The organism is Fibrivirga algicola (assembly GCF_011742925.1).
Classification (GTDB): domain Bacteria; phylum Bacteroidota; class Bacteroidia; order Cytophagales; family Spirosomataceae; genus Fibrella; species Fibrella algicola.
Map to the genome: position 1 here is coordinate 122212 of NZ_WAEL01000006.1, position 23255 is coordinate 145466.

The window sequence follows — 23255 nt, forward strand, 5'->3', positions numbered from 1 at the left end:
AATAAGCGTACTCTCTCCGCATTCATGAAACGTACTTACTGGCTTGGTGCCGGACTGTTGGTTTGTAGCATAAGCCTTACTCGGGCGCAGGTAGTTCCGTCGCCCTACAAAGGCGAAAACCTCGGGCCACAGGTCAACTCGACCTATAACGAAGGCACGCCGCTCATTAGCCCTGACGGACGAATGCTGTATTATACCCGGGAAGACCACCCTAACAATACGATGTTTGCCGATAAAGACAACGGCAGCACCGACATCTGGTATTCGGAATGGCAGCCCAGCAACCAGTGGGGCCCTGCCCGCCGCCTGGGTTCGCCGCTCAACCAGTTTAACCACAACGCCGTTTTTAGTATCACGCCCGACGGTAATTCATTGCTGTTACGCGGAGCCTACGTGAACGGCCGCTACGAAACGCGCGGTTTTTCAATCAGTAAGCGTGTGAACGGCAACTGGAGCACGCCCGAGCAACTGGTCATTGCCAATTACGAACGGATGAGCAAGGGCGCTTTCGATTTTGCGTACCTGACCGTCGACGGAAAGACGCTCCTGTTGTCGTTCAGCGAAAAAAAGAACGGCCTCAAAGATGACCTCTACGTGTCGTTCAGGCAGAAAAACGGCAACTGGAGCCAGCCCATGAACCTCGGTCCCGACGTCAATACCGACGATTTCACGGAAACGACGCCCTTTCTGGCCCCGGATGGCAATACACTTTATTTCTCGACTAACCGCCCCGGCGGACAGGGCGATAACGATATCTGGGTAACACGGCGGGTCGATAAAACCTGGAAACGCTGGTCGAAACCGCAAAACCTTGGCCCTACGGTCAATACCGACGGTTACGACGCCTATTACTCTATCTCGGCTCTTGGCGACATGGCGTACCTGACCACGTTTAAGAACACCCAGGGCGGCAAAGGGGGTGATATCGTCCGGATTAAACTCATCGACGATACCCCGGCTGGCCCCGGCGCCGATTCGACGACGCTGGCGCAAAATCCAAATAAGGCGGGGGGCAACGACCCGGCCAGCGATCTGTCGCGCCCCGGCGCTGTGGCTATGCTATCGGGAAAGGTGATTGATCAGAAAACAGGTCGGCCTATTGCGGCCCGTATCGTGTACCAAACCCTGCCCGATGGAGCAGAGGCGGGTGAAACGACCTCCGATCCAAACACGGGTGAATACAAGATCATCCTGCCCTATGGTCAGAAATACACCATGCGTGCCATTGCGCCTGACTTTATTGCCGAAGGCGAAAACGTGGATTTAACCGCTGGCCCAGCCGACAAACGAAAGGCGTTTCAGGAGATTAAAGGAAAGGAACTGAAGCTGGTAGCTATTGAAGCTGGTGGCGTAGTTCGGCTGAACAATGTGTTTTTCGACACTGGCAAAGCCATCCTGCGCGATGAGTCGGCCCCGGAGCTTGACCGGATGGTGGTGGTAATGAACGAGAACCCCAAACTGACCGTCGAACTGGGTGGGCATACCGATAACACGGGCTCCAACGAGATTAATGCCAAACTCTCGCAGGACCGTGCCGACGCCGTGCGCGAGTACCTCATCAGCAAAGGCATCGAGCCTGATCGTGTTGCCAGCAAAGGCTATGGCGAAAGCAAGCCCGTTGCCACAAACGATACCGACACCGGCCGCCAGCAAAACCGCCGCGTAGAGTTTGTGATCACGAAGAAGTAGGAAGTTGACACGTACCGACGAAATTCGCCTATTTGCTAGTCGCCGAATCATTTAAAAATCGGCGCAAATCGGATCGAATCTGTCAAATCCGCGTTCCATTCGCCTACTTTGCGGCTATGTGGGACATATGGATTGATACGGGCGGCACCTTTACGGATGGACTTGCCCGTGACCCAGCCGGTACTATTCATCGGACAAAAGTATTGAGCAGTGCGCGCCTGCGTGGGCAACTCGTCGACGGGCGCGTGGTAGCTCCCTGGCTGACCGCCCCCATTTTCGACGGCTATACCCTGCGCCTTGTCGACACAGCAGAAACGTACCAGATTCAGTCGCTGACCATTGATGGGCAACTGACTTTAACCGATAACAATAACGTACCCGGCCAACTCGTCACTATCGAATTACTGGCCGGTGAAGAGGCACCGGTGCTGGCGGCGCGACTACTGACGCGAACGCCCCTGAACCAGCCATTTCCTACGCTGGAAATGCGGCTGGGCACTACACGCGGCACCAACGCCCTGCTCGAGCGGAAGGGCGCGCGGGTGGCGTTGCTGGTAACTAAAGGCTTTCGCGATCTGCTGGTGATCGGCACGCAGCAACGGCCCGACCTATTTCAACTGGCTATTCCACCCGCCGAAGTTCTTTACGAGACTGTGCTGGAAGTGCCCGAACGTATTGCCGCTGATGGATCGGTTTTACAGGCGCTTTCCGCCGAAACCATACAGGCACTGATCGCGCAGCTACAGCTTGCCCAGCCCGAAGCGGTGGCCATTTCGCTGCTGAATGCTTACCAAAATCCGGATCACGAGCAGCAACTGGCTACGGCCTTAACCGACGCGGGTTTCACCGTAGTCTGTACGTCGACCAGCCTGTCGACCGCGCCGGGCTACGTGTCGCGTACGCAAACGGCCGTGATCAACGCGTACTTGACGCCGGTACTGGCCCAATATCTGGATAATGTGCAGTCGCAATTAGGTGGCCGTGCCGTACGGGTTATGACCAGCGCGGGTGGCCTCGTTCGGGCTGATCTGTTTCAGCCGAAAGATAGCCTGCTCAGTGGCCCGGCGGGGGGCGTAATCGGAGCGGCGGCCATAGCCAGTAATGACGCCCTTCTCACGCTCGATATGGGCGGAACGAGCACCGATGTGGCCCGGCTCGAAAAGGGGCAGCCCGATTACCGGTTCTCAACACCCATTGGCCCATTCGATCTGCAGTTGCCTTCGCTGGCCATTGAAACCGTAGCGGCGGGCGGTGGCTCTATCTGCTGGTTCGATTCCCTGACCGGGCAGTTACGGGTGGGGCCAAAAAGCGCAGGGGCTAACCCCGGTCCCGCGTGTTACGGCGTGGGTGGGCCATTGACGATCACAGACGTGAACCTGCTTCTGGGTAAATTGAACCCGCAGCAGTTCGGCATTCCGGTTTTCCCCGAAAAAGCTCAGGCGGCGCTCGACAGAATTGTTGAGCAGGTAAGTCAGGCCACGAACGTACCTGCCGATGCGCTTGATCTATTGCAGGGTTTCGAGCGCATTGCCGACGAAACCATGGCCGGTGCAATCCGCAAAATATCTGTTTCGCGCGGTTTCAATCCCGTCGATTACAGCCTGCTGGTTTTTGGTGGGGCGGGTGGCCTGCATGGTTGCTCCGTTGCCCGCCTGCTGGGTATGAGCCGCATCATTCTTCCCTTCGACGGCGGTCTGTTGAGCGCTTACGGTATCGGACAGGCGCAGATCGAACGGCGCGCCAGTCGGTCAATCCTGCAACCATTTTTGGCAGTTGCAGACCAGCTTCCATCCTGGACTAATGAACTGGCCGAACAGGCTATGGTGGCCCTCCGTCAGGATGTGCCGACGCACGATACCACGCTGACAACCCTAACCACGCTGTTTTTGCGGTTGCAGGGGCAGGAAACTACCATTCCCGTTCCGGTTACGAACAACGCGCCAGACGCGCTGGAAACCCTGTTCCGGCACGATTACCAACAACTGTACGGCCACTTACCCGCCGGACGGCCCATCGAGGTCGAAAGCCTGCGGGTAACCGTAGGGACAGCCAGCCCTGATCCCGACCCAGAAGCAGCCATTACCGCCGAAAAAACGGAGGCCAAGCCCGCCTCCCATACCGGTACATACCCCGTCTATGACTGGACAGCCCTACAGCCCGGCGATACCTTCGTCGGCCCGGCGCTGCTGCTCAATACCACCTCATCGGCCTTTATCGAAGCAGCTTGGCAGGTGACGGTGCAGGGAGATATGACGGTGGTTGTTACTGCCCCACCGATACGTCGGACCGCCCCAGCCCCTCCCGGGATGCCGGACCACCTGAAAACGGGGGAGGGGAGTATTGCTACGCTCAATAGCGAAGCTACTGTAGAGGACACCTCCCCCTCTCCTGGTTTTCAGGAGAGGGGGCCGGAGGGTGAGGTAAAAGACGTCATCCAGCTCGAACTCTTCACCCAGCGATTCCGAGCTATCGCTGAGGAAATGGGGGCGCAGTTGCAGCGAACGGCGTTTTCGGTGAACGTGAAAGAGAGGCTCGACTTTTCCTGCGCATTACTGGACGCAAACGCCCGGTTGGTCGTGAATGCGCCACATATTCCGGTACATCTGGGTAGTCTCGGCGTTTGCGCCCGGCTCACGCTGGCGAAGCTGGAACAAAATGGTACGCCACTCGCTCCGGGCGATGTGGCGGTGACGAACCACCCGAAATACGGTGGCTCGCACCTGCCCGACGTGACGTTGTTACAAGGCGTGTTTACGGACGATCAAACGTTGATCGGCTACGTGATTAACCGGGCGCACCATGCCGAGATTGGCGGTAAAACGCCGGGTTCCATGCCGCCCGACGCCACCTCGCTTATTGAAGAAGGCGTGGTGCTGGAGCCGCAGTTTCTGGTGCGAAATGGCCAGTTTCTCTGGGAAGCTGGTGCTGATGGACACGGGGGAAGTGGTCTGAATCGTACGTTTTCGCAGGCAACGTACCCAACGCGGGCCCTCGCCGAAAACCGGGCCGACCTGGAGGCGGCCATCGCGTCGTTACGGGCGGGCGAATCGGTGTTGCAGCAGTTGGTGCGGGCGCATGGTCTTGATTCGGTGCATCATTACATGGAGCGGCTTCAACAATCAGCTACCGACGCCATCCGCAATGTATTGGCACAATTTGACGGTCAGGTATTCACCGCTACCGAAACCCTCGACGACGGGCACCCAATTCAGGTACGTATGTCGGTTGAGTCTGGTGGTTCAGGCAGTCAGGCGCTGACTATTGACCTGCGTGGAACGGGGGCAGTGCATCCCAATAACCTCAACGCTAACGTGTCGATTCTGCATTCGGCGGTGCTGTATGTGCTGCGCCTGTGGGTAGGCGAGCAAATCGACGCGACGAACATTCCGCTCAACGAAGGCCTGATGGCTCCAGTGCGCTTTATTTTACCTGAATCGTCGTTCCTGAATCCGGTTTTTCCGGAGAATTCAGTCGATTGCCCGGCCGTAGTGGGGGGCAATACCGAAGTTAGTCAGCGCCTGGTCGACACGTTGCTGAAGGCGTTGGGATTAGCGGCGTGTAGCCAAGGCACGATGAACAATTTCCTCTTCGGTAACGAATCGGTGGGCTATTACGAAACCATAGGCGGCGGCGCGGGTGCTACTCGGGGACAAGCTGGGCGTTCGGGTGTACATCAGCACATGACCAATACCAAACTCACCGACCCCGAAACGCTGGAACGGCGCTACCCCGTGCGGCTCTGGCGATTCAGCCTTCGCCCCAATTCGGGTGGGGCTGGCCAATGGCGTGGCGGTGATGGGCTATTGCGCGAGCTGGAGTTTCTGGCCCCGTTGCAAGCCACGCTGGTCAGTCAGCACCGGGTGGTAGCGCCCTACGGCCTTGACGGTGGACAGCCCGGCTCAGTGGGCCAGCAAGTACTGATTTTCCCTGATGGAAAGGAGGAAACCTTACCCGGCCTCTTTACCCGGCAGATGCTCTCCGGCGAACGTATCCGCCTGGAAACTCCCGGCGGTGGTGGCGTAGGAACGGTACCAGTAAGCTAGCTATGCCTTTTCTACACCAAAAATCACCGTCTGCTATTTATGAGGCCGCTTTTGTTCAAAAGCTGTTTGCCAGTATGAGCGCGAGTTATGAACGGATGAATACAATCACGTCTTTCGGCTTTTCTAACCGCTGGCGTCGTCAATGCGTACGGGAATTGGGTCTAAAACCGGGGCAGGTTGTCGTTGATCTGATGGCTGGCATGGGTGAAACATGGGACTACATCTGCGAACGGATCGGCACTGAAGGGACGATTGTGAGCGTCGATTTTTGTGAGCAAATGCTCCAATATGCCGACCGTAAGCGGAAACGCACCTCATTTGCTCTTTATAATACTAAGCTGATTCAGCAGGATGTGCTGGCGGGTACGTTACCTGTTCAATCGGCTGATCATATCGTTATTGCGGTTGGGTTGAAAACGTTAAACGAAGACCAAATCAGCCTGTTGGCCAGGGAGGTACGGCGCGTGTTAAAGCCAGGAGGGCAGTTCTCTTGCATTGAGGTGTCGGTTCCGGAGCCGGTAGTACCACGCACTTTGTACTTTTCTACCTTCAATACGCTATCCCTGTGCTTGGTGCTTTGTTTTTGGGCAATCCAGAAACATACCGCGTGCTCGGTACGTATACGGTTCAATTTAAAAATTGCCAACGGACAGAGAAACTGTTCGCTGACGAAGGACTACAATGCCGGCTGACGAGCCATCTTTGGGGCTGTGCTTCTGGAATTGCCGGATTTAATCCACCGCTTGCCTCTTGAGTAGTACCGAAGCTCCAGCTTCGGTAGACATAAACCAGCCCTGACTACCGAAACTGGAGCTTCGGTACTACCTGATATGAAACCTCTTCTCTACCTCCTCTTTTTCTTATTTACCCTCCCTGCGTTTGCGCAAAAAAAGCAGGCCGACAAAGAAGAATGGCTGTCGCTGTTCAACGGCAAAGACCTTAGTAACTGGGATATAAAAATTACCGGTTACCCACTGGGCGAAAACTACGGCAACACGTTCCGGGTCGAGAAAGACATGATCCGGATTGCGTATGACCAGTACGACAAGTTCGATGGTAAGTTCGGTCATATGTACTACAAGCAGCCGTTTTCGCACTACATCCTGCGGTTCGAGTACCGGTTTACAGGCAACCAAACGCCCGGCGGCGCCAGCTGGAACGTTCGGAATAGCGGCATCATGTTTCATTCACAGTCGGCGGCGAGCGTAAGCTTGAAACAGGATTTTCCTGTATCGCTGGAAGTGCAGACGCTGGGTGGGCTGAGCAACGGGAAACCCCGCCCAACGGCCAACTTGTGTTCGCCGGGTACGTTGGTGAAGCAAAAAGGGCAGATCAATCCGCTCCACTGCATTGAGTCGACCTCAAAAACCTATGACGGCGACCAGTGGGTAGCCGTAGAGGTGCTGGTACTGGGCGATTCGCTGATTGAACACCGCATGGAGGGCAAGACAGTGCTGGCCTATGAAAAACCCGTTACCGACGCCGTGTTCATCAGTAAAGACAACGATTTCGAACAGGCTGGCGTAGCCGACGCGGCGTATTGGCGCGCCAGAGCCGGCAAGCCCCTAAAAGAAGGCTATATTGCCCTGCAAGCCGAAAGTCACCCCATCGACTTCCGCAACCTGAAGGTGCTGAACCTGAAAGGCTGCATGAATAAGAAAGCCAAAAACTACAAGTCATACTACGTTGAGTCTGACGAGGCGGCGTGCGTATTTAAATGAGCTTGGGGCCGGGGGCTTGGGGCAAGGGGTATTGCTTACGCGAAGCTCCCTTTCTTCCTTCCTTCCTCCTTTTCCCCTTTCTTCCCAACCTATGCCCAAATCGTTATCTATCCGTGCCGGTCTCGGCAGTATTTTGTTTTGGTCGGTCATTTCGGCCGCTTTTATTGGGCCGGGTTCGGTGACGGCCTGCGCCATGGCTGGTTCGCGCTACGGACTGGAATTACTCTGGGTACTAACCTTTGCCACATTTGGAACCGTTTGGTTACAGGAAGCCGCCTCGCGTATCACCATCACTACCGGGCGTGATCTGGGGCAGGTTATCCGGCAGAGTTATTCGGGAAAAACCGGCGTTTGGGTAGCATGGACTCTGTTCCTGGCCATTTTTATTGGCTGCGCCGCCTATCAGGCCGGGAATATTCTCGGGGCTGTTGCGGGGCTATCGTTGCTTACGGGTGTACCGGGAACGTACCTGACGGTGATTGTTGGAACCGTATGCGTGGCCCTTCTCTGGGTGGGATCAACGCAGCACCTGGCCAACTTTCTGGGGCTGATTGTCTTTGCCATGGGCGGTGCGTTTGTTTATGTTGCTTTTGGTACGCCCGTTACCCCCGTGGCGCTGGCAAAAGCACTCGTAATGCCAGCCTTGCCGAGTGGTTCGCTGTTGCTCGTCAATGGGCTGATCGGCACAACCATTGTGCCGTACAACCTGTTTTTCGGGTCCAGTATCTCGCCCAATCAGTCGTTGAGCGATATGCGGCTGGGCATCTGGGTGGCGGTGATCCTGGGTGGTATCATTTCGGTGGTGTTGCTGCTGGCGGGCCTGCTCATTCCCGGTGATTTCTCGTACCCGCACATGGCCGCTGTCTTGGCCGAAAGTCTGGGTCCGTGGGCTGGCTCGCTGTTCGCTTTCGGCTTATTTGCCGCAGGATTCGCCTCATCGCTTACAGCTCCGCTGGCAGCGGCTATTACGGCGCAAAGCCTGCTGGGCATTTCGAAAAATTCACCCCAATTCCGGCTGATCTGGCTGGCGGTGCTGGCAACGGGCGTCGGTTTTGGATTGGCCAATGCTACGCCTATTCCCGTCATCGTAGCGGTTCAAGCCATCAACGGTATTCTGCTTCCCTTCGTCACGGTGTTTCTGTTCGTCGCCGTGAATAACCGCCAACTGTTGGGGCAACATGTCAACTCCCTATCGCAGAACATCGCTATGGCGTCGGTGGTGCTGGTCACTGCTATATTGGGCGGCTGGAACGTCTGGTTGGCGATAGGTTAAGGTTAACCTACTTCGGAATTAGCGTGTACACATTGACGGTATTGCCCGTTTTCAGGTTCGGTTTGCTGGCCGTAATGACGAGTTGCGTATCCGAAAATGAGTTAACCTCAAATTCGACGATGCCGCCAGAGTTGGAGGGGGACGGGGTCAGATTGCGCAGCGACAGGTACGCTCGTGAACTGTTGTCGAGCACAGTCCAGTCGCCGTCGAATACTTCGCCGGTGTATTCCGTGAATTTGACTTTCTGACCTGTAAATACCAACTGGTAATTTCGGTAGCCGGGGTAGAGGTTATCGGATCGGCCATCCTGATAGACCGTTACAGACCCCTCCTGCACGCGCAGGGCTTTCCAGGATTTATTGATAACGATATCTGAAACGCCCTTCGTAGGGCTAACAGTAGTCGGATCGTTGACGGGTTTGCAAGCGGAGCCGACCAAACCCAAAAGCACGGTTAGGCAAGTGATGAATTGGCGCATGGTGTTAGCGTTTTAACAGGCGGGTAGAAAAACAAGTTGTTGCGGTAGACACCACCACGACATACAAGCCCGTAGGCAACGCCCGAAGGCCGAGCAATAGGCGGCCGGCCACGCTGGTGAACGGCTGTTCCAGCACGGTTAAGCCAGCTACTGACCGAATCTGCACAGTGCCCGAACCACCCGACGGGCAATCGATGGTCAACAGATCGCTGGTGGGGTTGGGGTAGACCCGTACTTCGGCGGGCAGAGTAACCGCACTGACCAGCGGTGCCCGGTCGGTAATGACATTCGACCAGTCAGAGTAAACGGCGTTCTGCACGGCCCTGACCCGGTAGAAGTAGGGAATGCTGGGTCGTAGCCCATTGTCGGTGAAGGCCGCCGTGTTTACGGCCAGTTCGGCAATACGTACCCAGTTGGTCTGATCGTTTTCCGCCCGCCATACTTCATAGCCTGTTTCATTAATAGCCACGTCGTTCCAGAGCAGACTCAATTGCGTGAAAACGGGTGCTGTGGTGGCAAAACGCAGGTTGGTCGGCGTTGCCACGGTAGTTGGTACCACCGCCTGGGTCGTTCCCGAACCGGTTAACCAGCCCGACGACCCCGCGCTATTTACGGCTCGAACGCGCACATAATAGGTGGTATTGGCCAACAAGCCAGTTAGTTGCGTGCTGCTCGCGCCCGCGCTCAGACGTACCTGGGTGAGCCCGGAGGTAAAGCTGGCGTTGGTGCTGTAGTCCAGTTCATAGGCGTCTTCATTCGTTGCATTATCGGTCCAGGCAAGTGCGAGCACGGATGGTGACAACGCCGTTACCCCCAGATTGGTAGGGGAAGCGGGCGGTTGGGGCGTGTTGGCCTGGGTGATGGCGGTGGTTTCAAGCCACTCACCGTTACCGGCGCAGTTTTTGGCCCGTAGCCGGAACCAGTACTGAGTAGAAGCGGTCAGGCCCGTTACCGTTTCGGCGCGGCTGGTTTTGGCAAGGTCCCGTTTTGTACTGCTCGTGTAACTGCTGTTAGTGGCGTATTCCAGCTCGAAGGCGTCTTCCGTATTGGCCGCATAGGTCAGAACAAGATTAATCTGAATCTGGCTGGCAGCGGTAGCGGTGAAGCCGCTGGCTTTGACAGGAAGGGTCGGGTTGAGCGTGATCTTACCATCGATCCAGCCAGAACTACCGGCGTTGTTGGCGGCCGATACCCGTACGAAATATGTCCCACAGGGTTGCCGATTCGTGATCGTGAATGTACCTACACCCGCGCCGACACTGATCGAGGTGGGGTTGGCAAAGTCGGCTGTTTCGGCGTATTGAACAGCGAAGCGGTCTTCGTTAGATGAGGCGTCTGTCCAACCAACAGTAATCTGTTTCCCGTCCGATGACCCCGTCAGGTTGAGGTTGGTGGGGTCGTTGGGCTTCGTAACGGGGGGCGCAGCGGTTCGGGCATCGGCAGTTGCGGCGGGAGACGGACCTGCACTGTTGATTGCGTAAAGGCGGAAATAGTACGTGGTGCTGGCCAGCAGGTTTTGCACCGAGAAGGACGTCGCTGTTGCAGCTACTCCGGTTTCCGTTTTCAGATTCGTAAAAGCGGTATTGTCTGCATATTCCAGCTTGTAGCCCGTCAGGCTGCTGGCGGCATTCCAGCTTAAGTCGATCTGGCTCGAACTGGTGACTGTTGCCTTGAAATTGGCCGGAGCCGATGGAGACACTAGGGGCGGGGCCAATGTGGTAGCCGTAGCCGTATTCGAGTAAGCTGAAAACAGACTGGCGCGAACGGCGCGTACCCTATACCCGTAGCGTGTCGATGCAGACAGACCAGTATTGCGGAAGCTGGTGGCATTGGCAGCGGTTGTTCCGATGTTGATCCAGCCCGTTATGCCGTCAGGGGAGCGTTCTACCTCGAAGCCGGTTTCGTCGCTGTTATCTGTCCAGGTCAGCGCGATTTCGGAGTCAGAAACGGGATTGGCGGCCAGGTTGGTAGGCGCGGCGGGTGATTGTGGTGCGTTGGGCTGGGTTTGGGCATCTCTCAGCACCCAGTCAGACGCCAATCCAGTGCCACTATTTGACGCCCGTAACCGAAAAAAATAGCGCGTGCTGGGCTGCAGGCTGCTGATGGTGACGGTACTACCCGCGATAGGGACGTTCTGACCACCCAGTCCGATGGTAAAGCCGTTGTTTAGGGCGTATTGCAACTCCAGTGCCGTAGCGTTGGCTCCCGCCGTGTTCCGGTAATCGACTTTAATGTCGGTGCTCGACAGTACCTGCAGCGAATACTCGGGCGCGGGCGGCACCGTCGGGATGCTAATCGTTTTTACCTCCGACAGTGCATTGCCGCTTACATTGGTTGCGTTGATGCGGTATGAATACGTCTTACCTTGCTGAATGGAGTTGTCGGAATAGGTAGTTCTGCCCGCGCTTAGCGTATTGATTTTCGCATAACCGCCCAACCCGTCGGCCCGTTGTACTTCAAAATCTGTGGCCCCACCGCCATCCGTCCACGACAGGTCAACCTGACTCACCGATACCAGCGTCAGTTGCAGGTTGTTTGGCGCGTTGGGCGCCGCCGGGGCCGTTGAGGCGCAGGCTTCGTTGGAATAGTCGGAAGGCCCGCCTGCGCTGGTAGCTCTGACCCGGTAGCAATACGTCCGCCCCGCGAAGAGTTTCGTATCGATGAACGTACCTGCGCCATTGAACGAACCTGTTTTGCCAAAATCGGCAAAGGCTCCGTTGCCTTCTTTACGCTGAATCTCGTAGTCAATTTCGTTGCTCGAATTATCTTTCCAGGTAAGCGTAGCCGTTGTGCCGGAAATTGATACGGCCAGGGCGGTAGGGGCCGTCGGCGTCTGAATAGGCGTATTGATTTTAGCAGAAAGCGCACACGTCTGAGAAGCTTTATTGACAGCACATACCTGATAATAATAGGTCGTATTAGGCTGCACGCCATTATCTGTAAACGTTTTGATGTTGGCTCCCACCCGGCCAGCCTCCGTCCAGGGCCCTGCCGAACTTGTCGGACTGCGGCTAATGATGAAATTTTCCTCGTTGTCTGAATTGTCGGCCCAGGTGACATCGACCTGCGTGGGCGATGTTGGCGTAGCCTGAACCCCTGTCGGCGCAAATGGAGGTCCCAGATCCGTTGCATCCTTTAATGTACTCGACCAGTCAGACCAGTAATCGGTTCCGCTGATGGTGTTTTTAGCACGTACCTGCAGGTAGTAGGTCGTGTTGTCGTTCAGGCTCGGATACGTATAGGTTGTCTGAAGAAAGCTGATATCCTGGGTAACAACCCCCCTCGTGAAGTCCGCTACGTCGGCCCGCCGCGCCTGGTAACCCTCAACCCCACTGACGGCGTTCCACTTCACGCCGATGCTGTTTGTATTCTTACCGGTAACAGCAAAGCCCGTTGGGGAGGCTGGTTTAGGGTCCTGGGTTGTGGCCTTGATCTGCACCCAGTCAGACTCCTGCGCGCCGTTGAACGTTGTTCGTTTCAGCCGGAAATAATAGCCCGTGTTGGGGGTCAGGCCATCGGCAAAACCGGTTTGCTGAGTTGTGAAATTTTTGGTCGTGGCCGCGCTGAAATCGGCGTTTTTGCTGTACTCAAGCTGGGTCGGTGTGCCGCCGCTATTCCAGACCAGATCAATCCTGATGGGCGTAATGGTGGTCGTACCAAATCCCGTGGGCGGATTCGAGAGCGTTGTGGCTTTATTGAAAACAGTGCCGGAGTTTCTTGTGCCCAGCGCTGAGTATATCCGGTAATAGTAAACGGTGTTGGCAGTAAGTCCTTTGTCTGCATACGACCGGTCGGTAATGGCCAGATTGGTCAAGACTTTGTAGACGGTGCCATCGGTCGATTTCTCGATCACAAACTTGTCGATGCCTTTTCCATCGTGGGTCCAGCTGAGTTTTATTTCCGTGTTCGAGACCGCGTCGAGCGTAAAGCCAGTCGGGGCAATCTGTGCGGTAGCAGCTGTAGTAACCAGCAGCAACAGGAATAAGACATTAAGCGATTTCATGAGAAACCGGCGCTGTGAGAAGCGTAGGCAGTAAAGTGTAGGCATAGTAATGGCTAATAGACTTATTTAAGCCGTTGATAATCAATAATAAATGGGTTTTGATGCGCTGTTCTATCGACAGCTTTGATTCGTGGTTAGAAAGTAGCGTCGACCCTGTAGGTGAATTTCGCCCTGTTCACCGGGCGACAATCCGTACACACTTGGCTGGCCATTATGTGGCCTTAATTCCAGATAGACCACATTGCCTTCCAGACCAACCCGCCACGTTCCGCTTCCACCATCGCGGGTATAAGCACTAAAGTCGCCGCCACCACCGTAGCTGCTATAGCTAGTGTCGTCGCTATATATGTAGGTACCGTTGCTACACAGGTCGTAGAACCACTTCTGGGCCAAGCCATTCCCCGTTTTCATGAACAGCAACCGCCGCCCACGTAGCAGACCATCTAGTTGGGCGGCGATACCCGACGTGAGCCGTTTAGCGGAGGGCGCGGTGGCTGCTCGCTGCTGACTGGGTACGTTGGTGCGTGCCTGTGGTGCGGCGGCTCTGCCACCTGCGCCGAGGCGAAACAACGTACCCGTCATGATGGGTGTGTTGTTAAGGCCCACTGCAAACGCCAACTGCGCCCCGTTGAGCTGCGCCTCGAATTGAAACACAGCCCCGTCTTTAGGATACGTGGCCGTACCTGCCGCCTGCCCGCCTTGCGTCATACCCTGCAACACATACAAGTCCTTCACACCTTGCGATTCCATAATGACGCTACCTGTCAACTGCGTACCCTCAACCCTGAACGTGACCGTAGCCGGGTACATCAGGGACTGATTTTGCGCAGACGCGAGTGTTCCCTGCCACGACGTACCGCCCAGCGACTGGGCTAAGCTGGTGACTGATACGAACAGAAAAAAGAATATCAAACTGTTGGTTTTCAGGTGTTTGATTGGTATGTAGTTCCGCTCCATGATTTAGGTTGTTTTAAGCCAACATGAGTCTCCACATGTGTACCTAGGCATCATTAATTGGCGACGGCCTCCCTCGCGGCCTGCTGATAGTAATACAAAAAGCCAAGCCCCAGCACCAGGCGAAACAGAGTATCAACTACGAAAAATGTGCTGAAGGGTACGTGCAGTACCAGTACGTGATACATACCCAGCACCACCCCCGCCAGCACCTCACAGGCCTGTGCCAGTAGCAGCGTGCGCAGTGGAAACGAGTTGGGTTGGTGGCGGTTCAGCAGTGACATCAGCGACAACGCACCAACGTTGGCCCCCAGAAATTGCATGAGGGCGATATGGTCAACGTCGACTTTCGGGACACCATAGTTCATAAGACTACTTTCGGTTAGAAAGAGCATGGTCATGGCCAGAAGAGCCCCGTATATACCAGCGAATAAGAGAAAGTGAGCGCGTTTCATGTAGCAGATGATTAGTAAAGGGTAGGGTGTTTTTGTAAGCCAATCGACTATATCAAAGGTCCATGTATTCGAGCTGGCCTGTACCCGCCAAATGTGGTGGTCATCATTGGATCAGCCCCTGCCGCATCGCTTCCTTTACCAGGCCTGCTACCGAACGTACCCCCGCTTTCCGGAAGAGGTTGCGCCGGTGTGTTTCCACCGTTGGTACAGACAGCCCAAGAAGATCAGCGATCTGGGCGGTGGTAAGCTCGGTGGCGATCAGCGTTAAGACCTGTCGTTGGCGACTGGAGAGAACCATTAGCGACGTTGAGCAGGCGCGGAAAGTCAGCGGCGCATACCTGATCAAAAGTGGCTGTTTGCGATTGGTTCAGGGCTCATGGTTTACCATGAGATTGCATCATGATTTACCATGATTTTTCAAAAACAGATAGCTTGCACCTCCTACCAATCAACTTATGCGACCGCTTTCTTCGCTGATATTCATCTTGTTGCTGGCTACAAGTGGCTGGGCACATCCAACAGATTCTCTAATCAACCCGACCATCCGGCGCATACAGAAACTGGAGCTACAACCCGCCAGCCGAAATCGGGATACCACAACAGCCGTATTGCTTGATAGCTGCGCCCGATTCTGGATCGGGCGTGGCCAACCGACAAAAGCGCTGGAGGCCTTGCGTCGGTACGAAGCAATTTCCGCACACTATGAATGGCCCTACGGTGAGGCTTTGCTATTGTATCGGAAAGGGCATTATGAAGTATTGCTGGGTAACAGCACCAAAGCCAAAGCGTATTTCCTTGAGGCCATACCCCGCCTGAAGCGAATAGGTCAGGTACATATCATGTTACTGGCCTACGTGCAGATGAGCACAAGTGACATTGATCGCGACTGGTCAGATACCACCGGCATCCGTACCGTTATCCGTTATTTGCAGGAAGGGGTCGCTATCTCATTGAAAACGCCTAATCGGCAGTCTTATTCGGCATTGACCTTTCGCCTTGGCCGAGCCTATATGCAACTTCAGAACTACACAGAGGCCTTGTATTATCTGAACGAGTCGTGGCACGAAAGTCAGCGAAAGGGACCTGTCAAAATGCCCTTTTTTAACTGTTTGCACTATGCCGTTTGCTACACCCACCTCAACGACGAAAACCGCCGCCAACCTGTTTGGGAGCAATGTCAGCAATTTTTACCTACCCTAAATGTGCGGGAAAACTATGCTTATTATTGGTTCAGTGCGGATATGCATCGCTACAAAAAAAAATATGCCCTGATGGTAGCCGATGCACAGCAATTAGTGCACTATGCCCGGCTGCTCCAGTCGCCGACGAAGCGCCTGCAGGCCCACCGTATTTTGTTCGATGCCTACAAGCAGCTGAACAAGCCCGCCCTGGCGCTGGCCGAACTTGAAACTGTTAAACAGCTCGAAGACAGTACGCTACAACAGCGGTCGAATGTGAAGCTGGCCGAGCTTCAGCTTAAATTCGATGTGAAGCAGAAGCAGGTCGAAGTAGACCGACTAACGATTGATAACCAGCAAAGCCAGACCCGGTTGCTGGTTGGCGGTATGCTGATGCTGATCCTCCTGATGGGCCTTATCGCCTACAACAACCGCCAGCTACGTCAGAAAAACCGAGCCATTAGCGTGGCGCATTTGCAGGGGCAAGCACTTGAGCGTCAGCGTGTGGCCGCCGATCTGCACGACAATCTGGGTACGACCCTCGCTGCGCTGCAATGGAGTCTCGACGCGACGGATAAATCGAAGATGACCGCCGCCGAACGGGCTGTGTACGCTACTATTCGTGAGCAGGTAAGTCTGGCTTACCGGGATGTTCGCCTGTTGTCGCATAATCTGCTACCCACTGAACTTGCTAAGCAGGGACTAGTGGTTGCGCTACAACGATTGGTAGACAAGATGAACCGTAACACGGCTGTTCGCTTCACCCTTATCGGAGCAGAGCAGCTTTCTTCCTTGGATGAACAGACTGAGTTCGAGTTGTATAGTATCTGTCTGGAATTACTGAACAACGTCATTAAACACGCGCAGGCCACGGAAGCCACAATTGATTTACGACTTACGGCAGGTACGTTGTTGATGACAGTCCATGACAACGGGAAAGGGGGAGCTACGCAGACAGCAAGCGGACGGGGTTTACAAAATATAGCCGACCGAGTGGCATCGCTCACGGGTACGTTGTTTTCTGAACGGGGGCCAGGTGGCGGTATGCACCATCAGATTCGGGTGCCAGTCAGGCTACCAGTCCGTGCTTCATCGCAAATTTGACCATGCCCACTACGCTTTTCACACCTAGTTTCCGCATCAGGTGGCGGCGGTGCGTTTCTACGGTCGGTACGCTGATGAACAGCCGTTCGGCGATCTGATGGGTAGGGTGTTCATTGGCAATTAGCCTCAAAACATCTATTTCCCGCTCTGTCAGTATCGAAAGTGGGGCATGCACAACGTCTGTATCTGCCTGCAAGTGCGTTAGCTGATCAATAATTTCGGGGCTGAAATAACGCTGTCCGCGCATGATGAGGGTGATGGCTTTTTCGAGTTCATTGCGCCCCGCCCGTTTCAGAACGTACCCGGCGCAGCCAACCCGCACCGCCTCGCGTATGGTGGCGGCATCATCGGCCATAGTCACTAACAGCACGCGCACATGACAATGATGTTGCCTGATTTGTAATGTCAGATCAATACCCGATAGATGGGGCATATGCAAATCGCACACGATAAGGTCAACCGCCAGTTTGGTGAGTAGGTCGGACACTTGTCGACTGTCGTTTGACGTGCCGACTACCTCAACGTCGGGAATGGAATTAAACAGTAATTGAAGACTATCTAGAATCAGTTGATGATCATCGACAAGCAATAGACGTGCGGGGCTATTCATGGCTGAAGAACGTACAAACAGTAAAGCTAAAGGCTTATTTAGTAGCTAATTTACTACAAAGTAAGTATGATTTAGCCCTACTGTGTAACCGCTGTTCAAACGGCCTTTGACCAACGTTTTCCTGCCCCGACGATTCTGCTCTGAAAGGGAGCGATACGGGTATAGTGGGATTGGCCTACGCTCCCAATTGCCGGGCAAAACTAGCCGCGTCCCAGTTGATGGTCAGGCTCTGAATCTGGTCGGTATCGTTGAAACGGAAAACAAATACGTGGTCGGAGTCAAAGCGAAACCCTTTACTGGGAATGCCCAGAAACTCGCTGGCCTGTGTACCACTAATGGTCACGTTGGCGATCACGGTATTGCCTTCGGCTATCAGGCTATCGACGGTGTTGCTGAGGTTGGGAAAGCTCCGGATAAGTGAATCCCAAACAGATTTACCAAATTCCCAGAACGTACCTAGTCCACCGTCGCCCAAGGGTAAAAAATGTACTGTCGCGTCGGGTGCCGCCAAGCCAATCATTCGGGCAGTATCTAGGTCGTCGTAGGCGGTGAAAAAAGCCAGGCATGCGCCTTTGCGGACGCTCTCTAAAACTGATTCGTGTTGTATGGTTTGCATGGGCGTGGTGCATTTACTTGGAAGAAAGGGAAGCGTGTGGATAGTTGATGTGTTGCTTGATTGCTCGAATCTGGCGAAGGTGCCGGTCTACATGGCCCCACTGGAAAATATACACCTGGTGCATATTTCGGGGGTATTGGGTTGCGGTCCGTTCAAAATGGGCGCGCATGTCGGCTGTCGTTTTCGAGACAAAGTCGATTGTCTGGTTACGCAGTCTCAGAAAAAAAGCCAGGTTGTTCTTGCCTTCGATAAATCCGCTGGGTTTTGCGAAATCCGGGGCCTGGTGTGGAGCAGGCTCCATGATCCATTCCTGATAAAAGCTATCCGGACGACTCGTTTGGTTAAGGTCAGGCAAGGGTTTGTTGCCAATGCCTTCGCCAACTTCTCGTGCCCAGATAATTTCCCATAAAGCCAGGTGTTCCACTACCTCGCCAATGCTCCAACGGTCGGGCGACTCACGGAAAGCCCATTGAGCCGGCGTCAGGGTTGATGTTTCTCGGGTCAGGGCGTCGCGGGTACGTTGCAGGTTGTCGAGCGTGTACTGCTGATCTGCTTCGGTCCAGAGTTTTGGCGTTGTCTGGGCCAACAGCGTATGGTTAATCAGCCATAAAAAGAGAAGCCGTTTCGTGGCGTGGTTTGAACTCAAGCCAAAACTACAGGAGCCTCTTCGCCGGTAATTGTATAAATGCGACATTCAAACGCAGTCGACTTATAAATATTGGCTTAGTTCGGTGTTCTCTTTAAGGTATAGCGTTGGCCGTTTGCCCGTGACCTGCTTAAACTCGCGAATGAAGTGCGACTGGTCGTAGTACCCCGCCCGGAAAATGAAATCCTGCCAATGGTTCACTTGCCAGTGCTGCGAAGCCAGCTGTGCGCACAAATGCCCTATCCGCCGAATGCGGGCATAATATTTGGGACTAATGCCTACTTTATGTAGAAACTGTCGCTCAAACTGACGCCTGCAAACGTAGAGATCGTTCATTAACTCACTGACCGTGAGCGTACCAAACGTGTCGACGATCAAATTCGCGGCATAATCGGTGCGGTCGAACCGGTCACCCCGCTTCAGGAACTGGTGGTTCACAAATTGTTCGAGTATGCTTGCCCGTGACTCGGCGGTTTGGCTATGGCACAGTTGCTCGTGCAGAAAGGTCACCGGGGTTCCCAGCACATCGGTTAAGGGAATACGTTCATCTGTTACCTCGTACATGGGCCAGCCGAACAGGGAGCTTATGCCCGCCGGCCGAAACACGATCCCTGCCATGCCTAGATGCCCCGTTACCTGAAGGGCATACTGCCGGGTGGCCTGCCCGGTGAGGAATGCAACAGGCGCTGTTTTCATGTACCGGTCGGTCTGAACGATGTACGGATCGCCATAAGTGAACACCATCGAAGCGAACCCGGTGGGCGGTGACTCAATCAGGAGGGGCGTTATCAACCGATCATCGCTCTCCCAGACGAAATAGCATTCGACAAACGGGGTCAGGTGAGGGGCCGGTTTAATTTTTTGATAACGCATACCCTTGGTAGTCAGCTTACGAAGCTAAACAGGTTTTGGTCAGCAAGCGCAACGAAATGCCGTCGCATTAGGTAACGGTAGATGCATCGGTCAGTGACCGGATAGCCACTACCTGTCAGTTGGTTGAACGGTCTGCTTGTTGCCCATTTCAAATGAACATTAGCTAATAAAAAAGGCATCAATTCGTTTAAATAAGGTATTGACGAATGAGCCCGCCAAAACGTTATTATCTTGGGCGGGTTAATCTGTTTTGCTCCGTTCGATTTATGAGATTCTATATGCGGGTTCCGCTGCTGATACTGAGTGTAGCCATTGGGCTGGGCAGCTGTAATTCGGCCATGCAGGCCTACAAAAAAGGTGTTCGCCATTTCGATGCCGGTGAATACAATCTGGCGCTGGGCCAGTTTACAAAAGCGTCGGGGAAGGTCGATGCGGCGCGGCTCAACTATTACACGGCTGAATCGTACCGATTGTCGAACCGGATTGATCAGGCTACGCCATTTTACAAAAATGCGCTCGATGCTGGTCTGGGCGAAGCCATCCGGGGTACGTTGCCTGTCACCACGCCCGATGCCGCCGCTAAACCGGCGTTTGCCGACGTAAATCTGGCCGATGTGCGGCTTAACTACGCCTACGCCTTGAAGGCAGGTGGTGATTATGCCGGGGCACAAGCCCAATTGCAGCAATACATCGACGCCCGGCCTAAAAATAAGGTTGGTTTGGCCAAAGCGCAGCGCGAAATCGAAACGCTCCGCGCTATCAGTGCCATCACAGCCAAACAGACCGACTTCAAAGTAACGAATCTGAGCGCCCTGAACTCACCTGGTACCGAATATGCACCTGTACTGCGTGGTGATGAACTCGTCTTTACGGGGTCAAGGAAAGACGTTATCTATAAAAATAACGGCCTGGCCATGACAGGCCTCTACAAAGCGAAAGTAGGCCAGACTCCCGACGAAACTGGTGCTGGGAGCGGGGCTCCTCAACTCTTCAGCGGTAACATATTCCAGACTGACGTAAATGAAGGTACGCCTACGTTCTCGAAAGATGGGAAGGCTATGGTATTTGCACGTGGTAACAATGGTAAACGTAAGGGTGGTGCCGACGTAGATCTGTACATGAGCCGGCAGGACCAGGCTGGCAACTGGAATACACCTTTCCGCCTGCCGATCTCCGATTCGCTGGCCTGGGATGGTTCACCCGCTTTTTCGGCCGATGGCCGGACGCTCTATTTCGCGTCGAACCGGGCGGGTAGTGTAGGAGGAATTGACCTTTACCGGGCTACCGTTGATGCATCCGGCCGGTTTGGCCGGCCGGTCAATATGGGCCGCGATATTAATACCCCCGGCGACGAGCTATTCCCGTTTGTAGCCGCCGATGGTAAACTGTACTTCTCGTCGGACGGACATCCTGGCCTGGGCAAACTCGATGTATTTGTGGCTACGCGGTCGGGTGGCGTTATTCGGGTCGAGAACATGGGGCAGCCCATCAACTCGCCCGCCGACGATTTTGGGCTGACGTTCCCTAATCCGGAAACGAACAAAGGCTACATGGCCAGCAATCGTCCCGGTGGTAAGGGCGACGACGATATTTATCTGGTAGAAAGCAGTGTGCTCAACCCCGGTGATTCCACGACGATTGCCCGCAATAACCCGCCTAAGCCGGGTGCGCCAAAAGTAGTGCGTTACTTCCTGGCCGGAACGGTTAAAATCAACGCGGCTCCCAACGCTCCCCTTGATTCGGCACGGGTACGTATTGTTGATGATAGCAATGACGCTACCGTAGCAGAAGCTACAACCGGCCAGCCAGGTACGTTCGGGAAGTTTCCGGTGGTAGAAGGCAAGACGTACAGCGTCATTGCCGAGCGCCGTGGGTACCTGACCCGCCGCGAGCCGTTTACCATGCAAGGCCGCAGTATTCCAGAGGTGTTTCTGACCAAGCCTGAAACGGACACTACTTTCAATGTAGCGCTACTACTGGACAAGGTTGAGCTGAACAAGACTTTCGCGCTGGAAAATATTTACTACGATCTCAACAAGTACAATATTCGCCCTGATGCGGCCGAGGAGCTCGATAAGCTGGTAACGATTCTGAAAGATAACCCGACGATCAAAATTGAACTCGGCTCCCATACTGATGCCCGCTCACCGGATGCCTATAACATGACACTGTCGCAGAACCGGGCCAAAGCAGCAGTGGACTATATTGTGTCGAAAGGCATTGAACCTGAACGAATTACGGCTAAGGGGTATGGAGAAACACAGTTAGTTGTTAAGAACGCCCGTACCGAAGAAGAGCATCAGCGTAACCGTCGTACTGAGTTTAAAGTGCTGGCGCTATAACCTACCTAGCTGACCAATAAAAAAAGGGGCTTATCGTCAACGACAATAAGCCCCTTTTTTTATTGATTGATAACTAAAAACATAGTTACAGGTGTAATTTTGTGTCCTATTCCTACGAATCACTGTCTACAGAGATATGAAAGCCTTTTTACTCGTTTTGTTGACCACACTTTCCGTTCATGCTCAATTCACATTGCGTGGCAAAGTGGTCAATGCTGTAGATGAGCAACCAGTGCCTTTTTGCAGTGTATTTCTGGCTAATACGACAAAGGGCACCACGGCTGATGAGAATGGAAATTTTGTACTGGCGAATCTGCCCGCTGGCCGGTTCGATCTGGTTGTGTCGAGCGTAGGGTTTGAGACGTTGGCATCGCCGCTGAATACTAACCAGCCCGCGCAATTGCTTGTGCGTATCATGCCGTCGGCGAACCAACTGGCCGAGGTACAGGTACGGGCCAGCCGTGACCCCGAATGGCTGGAACAACTGGATGTGTTTCTCAAAAACTTTATTGGTACGAGTAAAAATGCGCAGGAATGCCGCATTGTGAATCAGAATGTACTTTGGTTCGATGATAACCGCACTACCCTGCGGCTTACCGGTGGAGCCAGAGAACCACTGGTGATCGAAAACAAAGCCCTGGGCTACCGGATCAGGTACGTGTTGGATCAGTTCTTATTCGACTACGGTCATAAGTCGGTATCATACTTGGGCTATCCGGTTTATGAACTTATGAAGCCCCGCAACCGTCGCGAGTCGCTGCGTTGGGAGCAAGCTCGCAAAGCGGCGTATTTGGGGTCGTCGATGCACTTTATGCGCACACTTCATGCGAAGAAAACGACCGAGGAGGGGTTCGAGATCCGCCGGATGGTGGAACGGATCGATTCAACCAAAGTGGGGGGGCAATGGCGCGTGAAGCAGGCCCGTTATCTGGTCAAAGATGCTTTACCAGCTACGTTTATCCTGAATGACGATGCATCGACCGACTCAACTACTGCTCTTGCCTTTGAGAACCTGATTCAGGTGACCTACACCGGCGAAAAAGAAGCGCCGGAGTATGTTCGCTACTCAAATCCGTTCAGCAGCAATCCCGGAGCGCCCGGCCCCCAAACGTCGATCATCCATATGTTGGAGCCACTGGTAACAATTGAGCGGAATGGTAATTTTTATAACCCGTTGGGTGTTGTTTTCGAAGGCTATTGGGGCTGGGAAAAAATGGCCGAGTTACTGCCACTGACCTACGAGCCCTATTGACCGCCAGGTGCGTACTTT

At 54.3% G+C, this 23255-nt stretch carries 17 protein-coding genes; 8 read left to right on the forward strand and 9 right to left on the reverse strand.

From position 1 onward, the window contains the following. Positions 1-24: 24 nt before the first annotated feature. The 5 genes from F7231_RS16755 to F7231_RS16775 all read left to right on the forward strand — a co-directional run bounded on the left by F7231_RS16755 (position 25) and on the right by F7231_RS16775 (position 8726). The gene (locus F7231_RS16755) at positions 25-1689 is read left to right on the forward strand and encodes an OmpA family protein (protein ID WP_166692779.1); all 1665 of its coding nucleotides are present in this window, start codon (positions 25-27) and stop codon (positions 1687-1689) included. 116 nt (positions 1690-1805) lie between these two features. Beyond that, positions 1806-5732 (forward strand): hydantoinase B/oxoprolinase family protein, encoded by a 3927-nt coding sequence (locus tag F7231_RS16760; protein WP_166692780.1) that lies wholly within the window; start codon positions 1806-1808, stop codon positions 5730-5732. Positions 5733-5734: 2 nt separating this feature from the next. Then, a complete protein-coding gene (locus F7231_RS16765; protein WP_166692781.1) occupies positions 5735-6424 on the forward strand; it encodes a class I SAM-dependent methyltransferase in 690 nt (229 codons plus the stop codon). Between the two features lie 138 nt (positions 6425-6562). Beyond that, on the forward strand, positions 6563-7453 hold the full coding sequence (locus F7231_RS16770; RefSeq protein WP_166692782.1) for a 3-keto-disaccharide hydrolase: 891 nt from the start codon (positions 6563-6565) through the stop codon (positions 7451-7453). 91 nt (positions 7454-7544) lie between these two features. Beyond that, positions 7545-8726: an NRAMP family divalent metal transporter gene (locus F7231_RS16775; protein WP_166692783.1), complete on the forward strand. Its 1182-nt coding sequence runs from the start codon at positions 7545-7547 to the stop codon at positions 8724-8726. Between the two features lie 7 nt (positions 8727-8733). Here the strand turns inward: F7231_RS16775 and F7231_RS16780 are convergent, their stop codons facing one another. The 5 genes from F7231_RS16780 to F7231_RS16800 all read right to left on the reverse strand — a co-directional run bounded on the left by F7231_RS16780 (position 8734) and on the right by F7231_RS16800 (position 14914). Next, on the reverse strand, positions 8734-9204 hold the full coding sequence (locus F7231_RS16780) for a hypothetical protein (RefSeq protein WP_166692784.1): 471 nt from the start codon (positions 9202-9204) through the stop codon (positions 8734-8736). 4 nt (positions 9205-9208) lie between these two features. Then, positions 9209-13207, reverse strand: coding sequence for a fibronectin type III domain-containing protein (locus tag F7231_RS16785; protein ID WP_166692785.1), 3999 nt, complete (start codon positions 13205-13207; stop codon positions 9209-9211). A 111-nt stretch (positions 13208-13318) separates the two neighbouring features. Beyond that, positions 13319-14164 (reverse strand): hypothetical protein, encoded by an 846-nt coding sequence (locus F7231_RS16790; protein ID WP_085411679.1) that lies wholly within the window; start codon positions 14162-14164, stop codon positions 13319-13321. Between the two features lie 53 nt (positions 14165-14217). Next, positions 14218-14616: a hypothetical protein gene (locus F7231_RS16795; RefSeq protein ID WP_157510567.1), complete on the reverse strand. Its 399-nt coding sequence runs from the start codon at positions 14614-14616 to the stop codon at positions 14218-14220. A gap of 103 nt (positions 14617-14719) precedes the next feature. Beyond that, positions 14720-14914 carry a response regulator transcription factor gene (locus F7231_RS16800; protein WP_166692786.1) on the reverse strand — a complete coding sequence of 65 codons (195 nt, stop codon included), beginning with the start codon at positions 14912-14914 and terminating at the stop codon, positions 14720-14722. A 157-nt stretch (positions 14915-15071) separates the two neighbouring features. Here F7231_RS16800 and F7231_RS16805 point away from each other — a divergent pair, with 157 nt between their 5' ends. Continuing rightward, positions 15072-16898, forward strand: a complete 1827-nt coding sequence (locus F7231_RS16805; RefSeq protein ID WP_166692787.1) for a tetratricopeptide repeat-containing sensor histidine kinase — start codon at positions 15072-15074, stop codon at positions 16896-16898. On the opposite strand, the gene F7231_RS16810 is transcribed toward F7231_RS16805, so the two are convergent. The 4 genes from F7231_RS16810 to F7231_RS16825 all read right to left on the reverse strand — a co-directional run bounded on the left by F7231_RS16810 (position 16864) and on the right by F7231_RS16825 (position 19643). Continuing rightward, complete coding sequence (locus F7231_RS16810; RefSeq protein ID WP_166692788.1) at positions 16864-17508, reverse strand: response regulator; 645 nt, start codon at positions 17506-17508, stop codon at positions 16864-16866. The two genes, F7231_RS16805 and F7231_RS16810, sit on opposite strands and share 35 nt — an antisense overlap. Positions 17509-17683: 175 nt before the next feature. Next, positions 17684-18124 carry an ester cyclase gene (locus F7231_RS16815; RefSeq protein ID WP_166692789.1) on the reverse strand — a complete coding sequence of 147 codons (441 nt, stop codon included), beginning with the start codon at positions 18122-18124 and terminating at the stop codon, positions 17684-17686. Between the two features lie 13 nt (positions 18125-18137). Next, positions 18138-18770, reverse strand: coding sequence for a DinB family protein (locus F7231_RS16820; protein ID WP_229370048.1), 633 nt, complete (start codon positions 18768-18770; stop codon positions 18138-18140). A gap of 63 nt (positions 18771-18833) precedes the next feature. After that, entirely contained in the window at positions 18834-19643 is an 810-nt protein-coding gene (locus F7231_RS16825) for a DUF6597 domain-containing transcriptional factor (protein ID WP_166692791.1), read from the reverse strand. A 266-nt stretch (positions 19644-19909) separates the two neighbouring features. Between F7231_RS16825 and F7231_RS16830 the strand changes: the two genes are divergently transcribed. After that, positions 19910-21985 carry a CHU_0125 family OmpA-like outer membrane integrity protein gene (locus F7231_RS16830; RefSeq protein WP_208295629.1) on the forward strand — a complete coding sequence of 692 codons (2076 nt, stop codon included), beginning with the start codon at positions 19910-19912 and terminating at the stop codon, positions 21983-21985. A gap of 136 nt (positions 21986-22121) precedes the next feature. Further along, positions 22122-23237: a carboxypeptidase-like regulatory domain-containing protein gene (locus F7231_RS16835; protein WP_166692792.1), complete on the forward strand. Its 1116-nt coding sequence runs from the start codon at positions 22122-22124 to the stop codon at positions 23235-23237. Positions 23238-23255 lie beyond the last annotated feature (18 nt).

Bases quoted from the DNA above. Each gene is read 5' to 3' on its own strand.
- F7231_RS16775 (WP_166692783.1), top strand. From the start codon at position 7,545: ATGCCCAAATCGTTATCTATCCGTGCCGGTCTCGGCAGTATTTTGTTT.
- F7231_RS16830 (WP_208295629.1), top strand. From the start codon at position 19,910: ATGAGATTCTATATGCGGGTTCCGCTGCTGATACTGAGTGTAGCCATT.
- F7231_RS16825 (WP_166692791.1), bottom strand. From the start codon at position 19,643: ATGCGTTATCAAAAAATTAAACCGGCCCCTCACCTGACCCCGTTTGTC.
- F7231_RS16805 (WP_166692787.1), top strand. From the start codon at position 15,072: ATGCGACCGCTTTCTTCGCTGATATTCATCTTGTTGCTGGCTACAAGT.
- F7231_RS16835 (WP_166692792.1), top strand. From the start codon at position 22,122: ATGAAAGCCTTTTTACTCGTTTTGTTGACCACACTTTCCGTTCATGCT.
- F7231_RS16815 (WP_166692789.1), bottom strand. From the start codon at position 18,124: ATGCAAACCATACAACACGAATCAGTTTTAGAGAGCGTCCGCAAAGGC.
- F7231_RS16765 (WP_166692781.1), top strand. From the start codon at position 5,735: ATGCCTTTTCTACACCAAAAATCACCGTCTGCTATTTATGAGGCCGCT.
- F7231_RS16780 (WP_166692784.1), bottom strand. From the start codon at position 9,204: ATGCGCCAATTCATCACTTGCCTAACCGTGCTTTTGGGTTTGGTCGGC.
- F7231_RS16795 (WP_157510567.1), bottom strand. From the start codon at position 14,616: ATGAAACGCGCTCACTTTCTCTTATTCGCTGGTATATACGGGGCTCTT.
- F7231_RS16790 (WP_085411679.1), bottom strand. From the start codon at position 14,164: ATGGAGCGGAACTACATACCAATCAAACACCTGAAAACCAACAGTTTG.
- F7231_RS16810 (WP_166692788.1), bottom strand. From the start codon at position 17,508: ATGAATAGCCCCGCACGTCTATTGCTTGTCGATGATCATCAACTGATT.
- F7231_RS16785 (WP_166692785.1), bottom strand. From the start codon at position 13,207: ATGAAATCGCTTAATGTCTTATTCCTGTTGCTGCTGGTTACTACAGCT.
- F7231_RS16755 (WP_166692779.1), top strand. From the start codon at position 25: ATGAAACGTACTTACTGGCTTGGTGCCGGACTGTTGGTTTGTAGCATA.
- F7231_RS16770 (WP_166692782.1), top strand. From the start codon at position 6,563: ATGAAACCTCTTCTCTACCTCCTCTTTTTCTTATTTACCCTCCCTGCG.
- F7231_RS16760 (WP_166692780.1), top strand. From the start codon at position 1,806: ATGTGGGACATATGGATTGATACGGGCGGCACCTTTACGGATGGACTT.
- F7231_RS16800 (WP_166692786.1), bottom strand. From the start codon at position 14,914: ATGGTTCTCTCCAGTCGCCAACGACAGGTCTTAACGCTGATCGCCACC.